Consider the following 11,837-nt stretch of genomic DNA (forward strand, 5'->3'; position numbering starts at 1 on the left):
GGCTGAGCCGCGGACGACGACACCGGGAGGAGCACGGACGTGGCCGAGAGCACCACCCAGCACAAGCCGCTCAAGGGCTGGGACAAGCCGGACCTGGACCTGAGCAAGGCCGAGTGGCGGTCCAGCAGCCGAGGCAAGGGCGATGTCCAGATCGCCTTCGTCGAGGGCTTCATCGCGATGCGCAACAGCGAGCGCCCGGAGAGCCCCTCCCTGATCTTCACCCCCGCGGAGTGGGGCGCCTTCGTCTCCGACGCGCGGGAAGGGGAGTTCGACCTCACCTGAGGGCCGGCCGGACCGCGGGCCTGATCTGAACCGGGGGTGTTGCGCGCCGATTTCCGGACACGTGATCTACAGCGCCCCGCCGGGAACGATGCCTGATGGAGGCTGGTCCCAGCAAGGGTGAAGGTCGTGTTCCGGAGGTGAGGAAGCATGAGTGCTGCGCCGGTGATCGCCGCGGTGGACGGTTCCGAGGACAGTCTGCGTGCGATGGAGTGGGCGGCGGACGCCGCCCGTCGCCGTGCGGCACCGCTGCGGGTGATCCATGTCCGCCAGTACGCCGCCTGGGGGCAGACCGACGTCCTGGTGGCCGGGCCGCCCGAGGAGGAGGAAGGCGACCCCGTCCTCGACGAGGTGCGCGCCCGACTCGCGGACCACGCGCCCGAGACCGTGGAGTACATCGCGCTGGAGGGCGCGCCCGGCGCGGTGCTGCCCGAACTCGGCGTCGACGCCCAGCTGATGGTGCTGGGCTCCCGGGGCCGGGGCGGCTTCGCCAGCCTGCTGCTCGGCTCCAACAGCCTCGCCGCCGCGCGGGACGCCGAGTGCCCGGTGGTCGTCGTACCCCCGCCCGAGCGCGAGGTGCACGGCGAGGGCCCGGCCGAGCCCGGCCCCCGGGTGGTGGTCGGTGTGAACGTCGACAGTCCCGACGAGGCCACCCTCGACTTCGCCTTCACCGAGGCGGCTCTGCGCGGCGCCCGGGTGCAGGCGATCGCCGCCTACCCGTGGCCCCTCCAGACCTGGTCGGCGCCGGGCCAGCTGGTGCCGCCCATGCCCGACGAGGAGGCCATCGCGAACGAGACCCGGACGCTCGCCGAGGGCTTCCTCGCCCCGCACCGCGAGCGCCACCCGGGCGTCCGCGCCGACTCGGAGGCCGTGCCGGGCGACGCGGCGGGCAACCTGGTGGCCGCCTCCCGCGACGCCGAACTCGTCGTCGTCGGCCGCCACCGCCGCCGCCTGCTCGCCCCGGCCCGCATGATGGGCTCCGTGACCCAGGCCGTCCTGCTGCACGCGGCCGCCCCGGTCGCGGTGCTCGCGCCGACGCCGGGGGAGGAGTGACGGGGCGGTGGCGGCGGGCGGGGGAGGTGTGACGAGGTCGGTGGCGGCGAGCGGATGAGTTGACACGGGTGCGGGACCGGGCGCCCCGCACCCCGCCGCCCGCCCCTTGCCGGCACGCCTGCGGCCGCCCCACCACCGGGTGCCCGCAGGTCACTCAGCTCTGCCGGGGCACGTACCATGGCGGCATGTCGTTCCTCCGCCGCCGCAGCGCCACTCCCGCCGGGCCCGACTTCGACGTGCTGGCCATGGACCCGGGCGACTGGCCGGGCAATCTCGGCGCGGGTCTGCTGCCCGCGCCCGACGGCACCTGCCAGGGTGTCTTCCTGCGCTACGACCTCTTCGGCGGCCGCGGCCCCGCGATGATCATCGGCAATCTGCCGCAGGGCTCCCCGGCCCGCGAGGTGGCCGAGGAGGAGATCCCCTTCGAGGTGGGCCAGCTGCTGCTGGCGCTGGAGAACGACGAGGAGGTCACCGTCGTCGGCACCGAGGACACCCCGGTGCTCCAGGGCGACAACCTCCTGATCGTGCGCCGGCTGAAGCTCTCCGAGAGCCGGATCTCCTGCGTGCAGTTCGACCGCAGCGACGGCGTCCTCGTGACCATCGCCGCCTGGGACCGGCCCATCACCGACGACCTGTACGCCCTGCTGAAGCCGCTCCCGGCGGAGCTTTTCCAGCAGGGCTGAGGCCCGGGAGCGGTCAGCTCGCCGAATTCTCCACGGTCACGTCGGCCGCGCGGACGAACTCCACCCGGTGGCCGTACTGGATCTCGTAGTACAGGTCGTCGCCCCGCACCACCTGGTGCGAGTCCGGGGTGAAGGTGACCGAGTAGTAGTACTCGCCCGGCATCTCGTCACCGATCACGTACTTCTGCCCGGCCGCAACCGTGTACGGCAGCGGTACCACCGACTGGACGGGCACCCCCGCCGGATAGGCGGACTTCTCCGGGTAGGCCCGGCCGTACACCGGGATGCTGGTCAGACCCTCCTTCGGGGTGATCACCATGCCCTTGGCGGAGACGGCCGCCGGGTGCTTCGCCGGGTTCTGGAACCACGCCTTCTGGCCGAGGTACCAGATGGCCGTCCAGTCGCCCCAGTGATCGGCGACCGCGTACTGCTGGCCGGTGGCGGCCCGCGAGGACACGTCGTTGACGTCGATCGTCGGCGCCGTACCGCGCCCGACGTCCGTGATCAGCGGTGCGTTCCCATCGTGGTCCGCGTACAGCCGCACCTCGCTGGAGGCGTGCGCCGGGCAGGGCTCGCCCGCCGTGGCGCAGCCCGTGTAGGCCGGCTGGTTGGTGGCGTAGTCCGGCCGGATCGTCACCAGGCCGCCCTGCCTGCCCGCGGTCTTCTTGAACGGGTGGCCGAGCAGCTGGAAGTAGTGCGCCCAGTCCCAGTACGGCCCCGGGTCGGTGTGCATCCCCGCGATGGTGGACGCGGTCGGTCCCGGCACGTTGTCATGGCCCAGGATGTGCTGCCGGTCCAGCGGAATGCCGTACTGCTTGGACAGGTACTTCACCAGCCGCGCCGAGGACCGGTACATCGCCTCGGTGAACCAGGCGTCCGGGTCGGCGAGGAAGCCCTCGTGCTCGATGCCGATCGAACGCGCGTTGATGTCCCAGTTGCCCGCGTGCCAGGCCACGTCCTTCGCCTTGACGTGCTGGGCGATCAGCCCGTCGGTGGAGCGGATGGTGTAGTTCCAGGACACGTAGGTCGGGTCCTGGATCAGGTTCAGCACCCCGTCCCAGGCGCCCTCGGTGTCATGGATGACGATGTACTTGATCGCCTGCGACGCCGGGCGGTCGCCGAGGTCGTGGTTGCCGTAGTCGTCGTCGCCGAACTGCGCGTACGCCGCCGGGAGCCACTCGCAGGACACCGACTTCGGGCACTCCGCGCCGTCGTCCCTGGCGGTGCGCAGCCCGGTCCGGGACAGCTGCGCGGTGTCCGGGGCGAGCCGCGGCTCGGCCGCCAGGGCGACCCGCTGCCCGGCGTCCGTGGTGCGCCGCTCACCCGTGCGCAGCACGTCGTACACGTCATCGGCGTACACCGCAGCCGTCGCCGTGTCGTCGGCGCCGGAGAAGCGGGCCACCGCGCCGTACCAGTCGGCCGGGTCGGCGCTCAGCGGCTCGCCGAGCCCCCGCTGCGCGGCGGCCAGCAGGGCGGCGCCGCCCACGATGTTCGCCGCCGGGTCGGTGCGCAGCTTCGCGGCGGGGATGCCGGTCAGCCCGGCGGCCCGGGGCAGGGTCTTCAGCCGGGCCGGGATCGCGGACTCGGCCGGCACCTTCGCCTCGGGGTGCAGGGCGGGCCGGGAGCTGTCGCCGCGGGCGTCCTCGGTGCCGTCGGCGAAGTGCTCCGTGGCGGCGATCGCGGTACGGGCGTCCGTGAGGTGCATCGGGCCGTAGCCGCCGGAGACGCTGGGCGCGCCACCGTGGTAGTCCCAGCGGGACTGGAGGTAGGAGACGGCCAGCAGCACGCTCTGCGGCACGTGGTACTCGGCGGACGCGGAGGCGAACGCCGACTGCAGCCGGTCGGGGGAGGAGCCCGGGGCGCTCTGGGCGGGGGCCGCGCCGAACAGCGGCAGCAGCAGGGCCGCCGCGGCGAGCGGGACGGCGGCCCGCCTCAGATGTCTGTGGCCGGGCGTGGACGGGGAGTCGGGGGCGGAACCTCGCAATGCGGCCTCCTGTGCCGGGCGGGCGTGGCGGGGCGTGCGGCGCCGAACTGGGTCAGTGGTATCGGCTGGCCGACGATCCGTCAATGATGCAATCACCACGGAGATTTCCCACGTCACGAAGGGTTTCGGCGAGTTTCGCGAGGACGGTGGGCGGGCCTGCGGGGCGTCAGTGGCATAGACCAATGGGTCGCGTCGCTGGTCGCGGCCGTACGGACCTCGCGCGGTGCCGGCAGCACCGACACCAGAGGCCCGCCGCCGTACGGCCGAAACGATTCCCCCCTGCGGTGGCGATGCTCCGTCTGGTGGCGATGCCTCCGTGTGGTGACGATGCCTCCGTCTGGTGACGACTCTCCCGCGCGGCGACCGATCCCCGCGTGGTGACGGTTCCCCCGCGCGGTCGTGTCCGCGCGCGCGAAGGCCCGCGGTGCGCCGTCACTTCCGGCGCACCGCGGGCCTTCACTCCGTCAGCGGGTACCGACCGCCGCGCGTACCGCCTTGCGGGCCATCTGGCAGTCGTCGTGCAGCCGCCGCAGCAGCAGCCGCTGCTCCTCGCCGCAGGGCACGGCGCCCGGCTGGTGCAGCCCGGGGGCCGCCGGGGGCGGGTCCTGCATCGAGCGCTGGACGGCCGTCTCGTACCGCCGGATCTCACGGGTCAGCAGCAGCATCAGGTTCACCAGGAAGGCGTCCCGGGAGGCCGGGCCCGCCGACTGGGCGATCTGGCTGATCTGCCGCCGTGCCGCCGGGGCCTGACCGAGCACCAGCCACAGCGTGGCCAGGTCGTGGCCCGGCAGGTACCAGCCGGCGTGCTCCCAGTCCACCAGCACCGGACCCGCCGGGGACACCAGGATGTTCGACAGCAGGGCGTCGCCGTGGCAGAACTGGAGCATGGCGCCCCGGCCCACCTCCTGCGCGATGCCGTGCAGCAGCTTCTGGAGGTCGCCGAGGTCCCGGTCGGTGAGCAGCCCCAACTCGTGGTAGCGGGACATCTGTTCGACATAGTCCAAGGGCATGTCGAACAGACCGGCCGGCGGCCGCCAGGCGTTCACCCGGCAGATCGCGCCCAGCGCCGCGCGGATGTCGGCGCGGGGCGGCGCCTCCATCGGATGCCGCTGAAGTGCCGCCACCCGGCCGGGCATCCGCTCGATCACCAGGGTGCAGTTGTCCGGATCCGCCGCGATCAGCCGGGGCGCCCTCACCGGGGGCGGTGCCGGACGAACGAGCGGTATACGGCTATTTCGTGGCGGCTCCGCTCCGCCCAGGCCGGCGCGTGGTCCAGCAGGCACTTGGCGACGGCCGTGCTGCGGCCGGTGGTGCCCACGAACAGCACGGAGCGCGCGCTGCGCCGCAGCACCTGGACCGGTGCGAACTCCGGGCAGATCCGCTGCACCGCGGCGATCGCCGTGCGCAGCGGGGCGCCCTGGGGGCCGGAGAGGTCCAGTCGCCCGCTGAGCGGCGGGACGGGCTGTCCCGGGACCCGCCGGGGGCGGGGCGCGCCCAGCACGGAGCCGCCCGGACGCACCGCCGGGTCGAGGTACGGTCCGCCGCCCGCCGGGCGGGGGCGCAACGGCCGAAGCGGGGCGGACACGGAGGACGATGCCGCGTACATGGGAGATCCAGATCCCTTCGTTGCCTGCGGTGCCTGCCTGTGAGGTCCTGGCGTCAGCCCGGCCCGGTTCCCGGGTACATCCTGGGGAATGTCCCCGGGGAGACCGGGTCGGGGTGGCGCTTTCCTACCTGACACCCGATGACCCGTGGCACACCATCTGGCGCACCCTGGCGAACCCTGGCGAATAGTCGCCCGGCAACTCTCACCGGGCTACTGTCAACTCAGCCGAGAACCTGGGGGCTTGACGTGAGCGGACGACCCAACACCCGCCTTTCCGATCTGTTCGGCCTGGCCGGCTGGTCGAAGGGCGAACTCGCGAGACTGGTCAACAGGCAGGCGGCGGCCATGGGCCACCCCCAACTGGCGACCGACACCTCCCGGGTCCGGCGCTGGATCGACATGGGAGAGATCCCGCGCGATCCCGTGCCGCGGGTGCTGGCGGCTCTGTTCACCGAGCGTCTCGGCCGTGTCGTGACCATCGAGGACCTCGGTCTGGTGCGCCACGGGCGGGCAGGGAAACGGCAGGGCGACGGGATCGAGGAACATCCCGACGGAGTGCCGTGGGCGCCCGAGCGGACCGCCGCGGTCCTCACCGAATTCACGGGAATGGACCTCATGCTCAACCGACGCGGCTTGGTGGGCGCGGGTGCCGCGCTCGCCGCGGGATCCACACTCAGCAGCGCCATGCACGACTGGCTGCACACCGACCCGGTCCTCACGGCGGACGGACCCGCCCTGGACGACCCCCTGCACGCCGACCCCGCCGGTTTCGACCGCTACGAGGCCGCCCCCATCGGCTCGGAGGAGGTCGCGGAGCTGGAGCGCTCCGTCGAGGTGTTCCGGGCCTGGGACGCGGCCCGCGGCGGCGGCCTCCAGCGCAAGGCGGTGGTGGGCCAGCTCAACGAGGTGGGCGGCATGCTCGCCTACCGCCATCCACCTCACCTCCAGCGGCGCCTGTGGGGCGTCGCCGCCAATCTGGCCGTCCTCGCGGGCTGGATGTCCCATGACGTCGGACTGGAGCCCACGGCGCAGAAGTACTTCGTCATCGCGGCGCACGCCGCCCGGGAGGGCGGTGACCGGCCGCGTGCCGGGGAGGCGCTGTCCCGGGCGGCCCGCCAGATGGTCCATCTGGGCCGGCCCGGCGAAGCACTGGAGCTGATGAAGCTCGCCCAGTCCGGCGGGGGCGAGCGCCTCCAGCCGCGCACCAAGGCGATGTTCCACACCATCGAGGCGTGGGCGCAGGCGGCGCTGGGCAAGGGCCAGGCGATGCGCCGCACCCTCGGCCAGGCGGAGGACCTGTTCGTGGCCGACCGGGGCGACGGCGAGCCCCTCGACTGGATGCAGACCTTCAAGGCCGAGGACCTGTACGGCATGCAGGCCCTGGCCTACCGCACCCTGGCCGAGTTCGACCCGGGCGCGGCCGTGCACGCCCAGCACTTCGCGGACAAGGCCCTGGAGCTGCGCGTCGACGGCCGGGAGCGCTCGAAGATCTTCGACCATCTCTCCATGGCGTCGGCCTGCTTCATCGCCGACGACCCCGAGCAGGCCGACCGCTACGCGCGGCTCGCCCTGATGTCGATGGGCGCGAACTCCTCGCGCCGCACCTGGGACCGGCTGCGCCAGATGTACCGGCTCACCGCGGAGTACGCCGGATACCCGAAGATCCATGAACTGCGGGAGGAGATCAGACTCGCCCTGCCCAAGCCGAGGAGCAAGGGCGCGCACAGCGCGCGGGCGTAGGGGACCGTCGGCCACACGGGTGTCGGCTCAGGCCGTGACCCTGGCGACGAGCACACACGCGTCGTCCACCCGCCCGGTCCCGCCGAACTCCTCCACGAGCGCCCGCACGCAGTCCTGCGCGTCCCGGGCGTCGTCGAAGCGTGGGGCGAGTCCCAGCAACCGGTCCGCGGCCGCCGTCCGGCTGTGCCCGGGTACCAGTCCCTCGGTGTGCAGCAGGAGCAGGTCGCCCGGTACGAGGATCACCTCGGCCTGCCCGTAGACGGCACCCGAGGTGGCGCCGAGCAGCACCCCCTCGGGAGCGTCGAGCGCGCACCCCGTCCCGTCCCGGAACAGCAGCGGGGCGGGGTGTCCGGCCTGGCCCCAGACCAGGGTCCGGGTGGTGGGCCGGTAGCGGGCGCAGACGGCGCTGCCGAGGGCAGGCTGCACCGTGGCGTCCAGTAACTGATTGAGCAGGGAGAGGAGTTGACCGGGCTGGGTGCCGGTCATCGCCATGCCGCGCACCGCGCCGAGCAGGGTGGCCATGCCGGAGGCGACGGCCACCCCGTGCCCGGTGAGGTCGCCGACGCTGAGCAGGGTCTCGCCGTCGGCCAGCTCCAGGGCGTCGTACCAGTCCCCGCCGATCGGTGTCCCGCCGTCGGCGGGCAGCCGGTACGCGGCGAGGTCCAGGGTGCGCGGGCCCTGGTGCGGGGGGCGCAGGGAGCCGCGCCAGGGCGGCAGCACGGCCTCCTGGAGTTCGGTGGCGACCCGGTGCTCGGTCTGCTCCCGCTGGCGGTGCCGGCGGAGCGAGTCATGCGTCTCGTGCACCGTGCGCCGGCTGCGGCGCAGCGCGCTGACATCGCGCAGCACGGCCCACATCGAGACGGTGCCGCCGTCGGCGCCGAGCACCGGCTCGCCCATCATGTGCACGCTGCGCACGGAGCCGTCGGGGCGGCGCACCCGGAACTCGCCGTCGATCGGGCGGCCGTCGATCAGGCAGTCCGTGACCATCCCGGTCAGTTTCGGCCGGTCCGCCTCCACGACCAGCGAGGGCAGTTCGTCCAGGGTGAGGGCGGGCAGGGCGGGGTCGCGGCCGAGGATCCGGTACAGCTCCCCGGACCAGGACGCCTCGTCGGTGAGGAGGTTCCACTCCGCGCTGCCGACCCGGCTGAGCAGCGCGCCGCGCGGGGCGCCGGCGGGGGCCGGGCGGACGGTGTGCGCCTCGGCGGGCTCCGTGGGCTCCGAGGGCTCGACGGCCGGGGGCAGGGGCGCGGGTCCGTCGCGCAGCTGGGCCAAGTGGGCGTCCAGGTCGCTGAGTTGGTGCAGTGCCAGGTCGTACAGAGCGCGCTGCCAGCGTTCCTCGGGGTCCGTGTCGTCGCAGCGGACGTCCCGCCGCACCGCGTCCACGTCGCCCTTGAGCTGCCGCGCCCGCGTGATCAGCGCCTCGACCGGGTCGGGCCCGGGCGGCTGGGCGGCGGGGCGGTCCGCGGAGACCGGTGACGGCATGTTCGCACTCCGAACGAGGGGACGGCAGGGCCGGGCGGGACGGGGGACCGTAACGACTTTCGCACAGCGCGGGACGCCTCGTAAGGGATTTGGCAACACACGATACGGTGGTGCTTCCGGCATATGCCAGAGTCTTCCCGAAGCGGCCCCGGGCGCTCCCGGAGTGCCCGGTCGGGCAGTCAAGTCGTAGACGGCCTACGGGAGTTGACGGACCCGGCGGTCGTGCGTCGAGGCCCCCGGAGCAGGCGGTCAATCGCCTGTTCGACGTTCTTGTGTTCCCCGCCGTTCGGGACCGGCCGGTACCCATCGAACTCTGACCGGATTTGGCGGCATGCGAAGGGCCTCTCCGCACTCCATAAAGGCATGGAGACCACCATCGAACTGCCCGCCCTCGCCCGGCTCGTGACCGCCGACGACCAGGAGATCCCCGTCACGGCCACCCTGCGCTACACCACCGGTGACCCGCTCGCCGTCTTCGTCGACTTCCCGGCCGAGGCGGCGCTGGAGGGCGAGGACGTCAGCTGGACCTTCGCGCGCTCCCTGCTGGACCAGGGACTGCGCACCCCGGCCGGACGCGGCGATGTGCAGATCTGGCCCTACGGCCGCACCCGGACCGTACTGGAGTTCCACTCGCCCTTCGGCCTCGCCCTGCTCCAGTTCCCCACCTCGACCCTGCGCCGCTTCCTGGTGCGCACCTACGAGGTGGTCGCGGCCGGGCAGGAGGACGTGGCGGCGGTGGTGGAGCGCGGGCTGAACGCGCTGTTCGGAGGGGTGTGAGGCGTCCGCCGGAGTTGTCCCGGTGGACCCGGGCCGGTTTTGAATATTGTTCACCTTTACCTCACCGCACGGGTATGGACCCCGACGACCGGCGCGGGCACCCTGGCCCGCGGTGTGCCGCAGGGGCACTCCCGTGACCGAGGACGGACGAATGACACCGATCAGCCGAAGGGGCTTCGTGGGGCTGGGCGCATCCGTGGCGGCGGGAGTGGCGCTGGGCGCCACCACGCGCACCACCGCGGCGGCCGCCACCACGGCGACCGGCACGATCAAGGACGTCAAGCACGTGGTGATCCTGATGCAGGAGAACCGCAGCTTCGACCACTACTTCGGCCGCCTCAAGGGCGTGCGCGGCTTCGACGACCGCAGCGGCATCACCCTCGGCGGCAAGTACTCCGTCTTCAACCAGCCGAACCTGCTCTCCCGCCAGTACCCGTGGAAGCTCAGCGCCACCCCGTCGGCGGCCGGCAAGGACGGCGAGACCCTCGCGCAGTGCAACGGCGACCTGCCGCACTCCTGGTCCTCGCAGCACTCCGCCTGGAACAAGGGCCGCCTGGACAACTGGGTCCTGGGCGTCGGCAACGTCCGCTCGCTCGGCTACCTGGACCGCTCCGACATCCCCTTCCACTACGCGCTGGCCGACAACTACACCATCTGCGACGCCTACTTCTGCTCCACGCTGAGCGCCACCGGTCCCAACCGCACGTACCTGTGGAGCGGCAAGGTCGACTCCTCCAGCAACGACGGCGGCGACGAGTCCGGCCTCACCTGGCAGACCTACGCCGAGTCGCTCCAGGCGGCGGGGGTGAGCTGGAAGGTCTACCAGAACGCCGCGGACAACTACGGCGACAACGCCTGCGCCTACTTCAGCACGTTCGCGGGCGCCAAGGCCGGCGATCCGCTGTACGACCGCGGCATGTCCTCGGTGCCGAAGGTGACCGGTTCCACCCCGGACGACATCGCCGCCGCCATCAAGGCCGACGTCCAGGCGGGCACCCTCCCGCAGGTCTCCTGGGTGGTCGCCAACCAGGCGTTCTCCGAGCACCCCTACGCCCCGCCCGGCGACGGCGCCCACTTCGTCAACCTCGTCTACCAGGCCCTCGCCGCCGACGAGGACGTCTTCGACTCCACCGTGATGTTCCTCAACTACGACGAGAACGACGGCTACTTCGACCACGTGCCCCCGCCGTCCCCGCCCGCCGGCACGGCCGGCGAGTTCCTCAACGGGGTGCCGTTCGGCTTCGGCTTCCGGGTGCCGATGATCGTCATCTCGCCCTGGACGCGCGGCGGCTGGGTCTCCTCGGAGGTCTTCGAGCACACCTCGGTGCTGCGCTTCCTGGAGACCTGGACGGCCGCCCTCGGCACACCCGCGAAGTGCTCCAACATCAGCGACTGGCGACGCAAGGTGAGCGGCGACCTCACCGGCGTGTTCGACTTCGCCCACCCGGTCAAGGGCCCGGTGCCGCTGCCCGCGACCAGTGTCATCGGCATCGACAACTGCACGTCGCTGCCCAACCCCGTGCCGACCGACAACGCGCTGCCCGCACAGGAGGCCGGCACCCGCCCGGCCCGCGCGCTGCCGTACCAGCCGGGCGGCTATCTGGACCGCCTGGAGTTCGACGCGGGCGGCAAGACGCTCGCCTGGTTCGTGATGACCAACCAGGGCGGTCCGGCCGCCCGCGCGGCCCACTTCTCCATCCACCCCAACGCCTACCGGGACACCACCCCCTGGCAGTACACGGTGGACGCGGGCGGCACCGCCACCGACTTCTTCAACATCGGTTCGGGCTACGGCGACGGCAAGTACGACCTGTCGATGGTCGGCCCCAACCGCTTCCTGCGCCGCTTCCAGGGCGACGCCACCAAGGCGGGCAAGTCCGCCGAGGTGAGCGTCCGTTACGCCGTGGAGCCGGGCAGCGGGAAGCTCGCCGTCTACTTCAAGATGGCCAACTCCGGTTCTTCGGCGGTGAAGTTCACCATCACCTCCAACCACTACCGCGCGGACGGCCCCTGGACGTACACCGTCGCCGCGGGTGCCTCCACGGAGGACTTCTTCAACGCCGTCGCGTACAACAACGGCTGGTACGACTTCACGATCACCGTGGACTCCGACACGACCTGGTCGCGCCGGTTCACCGGGCACCTGGAGACGGGCGCCGCCAGCGTCAGCGGCTGAGCGCGGCGTACGGGTCCGGGCGCGGGGCGAGTACGGGCGGGCAGGACGGCCACCCGG

The 11,837-nt window shown here is 72.6% G+C and carries 8 protein-coding genes and 1 pseudogene; 6 read left to right on the forward strand and 3 right to left on the reverse strand.

Features of this window, described 5'->3' with window-relative positions; genetic code table 11:
- Positions 1-39 precede the first annotated feature (39 nt).
- The 3 genes from GHR20_RS32485 to GHR20_RS32495 all read left to right on the forward strand — a co-directional run bounded on the left by GHR20_RS32485 (position 40) and on the right by GHR20_RS32495 (position 2,015).
- The gene (locus GHR20_RS32485) at positions 40-282 is read left to right on the forward strand and encodes a DUF397 domain-containing protein (RefSeq protein ID WP_111583484.1); all 243 of its coding nucleotides are present in this window, start codon (positions 40-42) and stop codon (positions 280-282) included.
- Between the two features lie 147 nt (positions 283-429).
- On the forward strand, positions 430-1,332 hold the full coding sequence (locus GHR20_RS32490; RefSeq protein WP_148025944.1) for a universal stress protein: 903 nt from the start codon (positions 430-432) through the stop codon (positions 1,330-1,332).
- 185 nt (positions 1,333-1,517) lie between these two features.
- Positions 1,518-2,015 carry a hypothetical protein gene (locus tag GHR20_RS32495; RefSeq protein WP_111583711.1) on the forward strand — a complete coding sequence of 166 codons (498 nt, stop codon included), beginning with the start codon at positions 1,518-1,520 and terminating at the stop codon, positions 2,013-2,015.
- 13 nt (positions 2,016-2,028) lie between these two features.
- Here the strand turns inward: GHR20_RS32495 and GHR20_RS32500 are convergent, their stop codons facing one another.
- Both GHR20_RS32500 and GHR20_RS32505 read right to left on the reverse strand, forming a co-directional pair.
- Positions 2,029-3,999: an N-acetylmuramoyl-L-alanine amidase gene (locus GHR20_RS32500; RefSeq protein WP_153815210.1), complete on the reverse strand. Its 1,971-nt coding sequence runs from the start codon at positions 3,997-3,999 to the stop codon at positions 2,029-2,031.
- 464 nt (positions 4,000-4,463) lie between these two features.
- A pseudogene (locus GHR20_RS32505) lies at positions 4,464-5,605 on the reverse strand (aminoglycoside phosphotransferase family protein).
- 246 nt (positions 5,606-5,851) lie between these two features.
- Between GHR20_RS32505 and GHR20_RS32510 the strand changes: the two are divergent.
- Complete coding sequence (locus GHR20_RS32510) at positions 5,852-7,345, forward strand: hypothetical protein (RefSeq protein WP_111583480.1); 1,494 nt, start codon at positions 5,852-5,854, stop codon at positions 7,343-7,345.
- 27 nt (positions 7,346-7,372) lie between these two features.
- Here the strand turns inward: GHR20_RS32510 and GHR20_RS32515 are convergent, their stop codons facing one another.
- Entirely contained in the window at positions 7,373-8,827 is a 1,455-nt protein-coding gene (locus GHR20_RS32515) for a SpoIIE family protein phosphatase (RefSeq protein ID WP_153815211.1), read from the reverse strand.
- A gap of 363 nt (positions 8,828-9,190) precedes the next feature.
- Here GHR20_RS32515 and GHR20_RS32520 point away from each other — a divergent pair, with 363 nt between their 5' ends.
- Together GHR20_RS32520 and GHR20_RS32525 are read left to right on the forward strand one after the other, a co-directional pair.
- Positions 9,191-9,604, forward strand: coding sequence for an SsgA family sporulation/cell division regulator (locus tag GHR20_RS32520; protein WP_153815212.1), 414 nt, complete (start codon positions 9,191-9,193; stop codon positions 9,602-9,604).
- Between the two features lie 151 nt (positions 9,605-9,755).
- The gene (locus GHR20_RS32525) at positions 9,756-11,780 is read left to right on the forward strand and encodes a phospholipase C, phosphocholine-specific (RefSeq protein ID WP_153815213.1); all 2,025 of its coding nucleotides are present in this window, start codon (positions 9,756-9,758) and stop codon (positions 11,778-11,780) included.
- Positions 11,781-11,837 lie beyond the last annotated feature (57 nt).

Origin of the sequence: Streptomyces sp. SUK 48, assembly GCF_009650765.1 — a bacterium.
GTDB lineage: Bacteria > Actinomycetota > Actinomycetes > Streptomycetales > Streptomycetaceae > Streptomyces.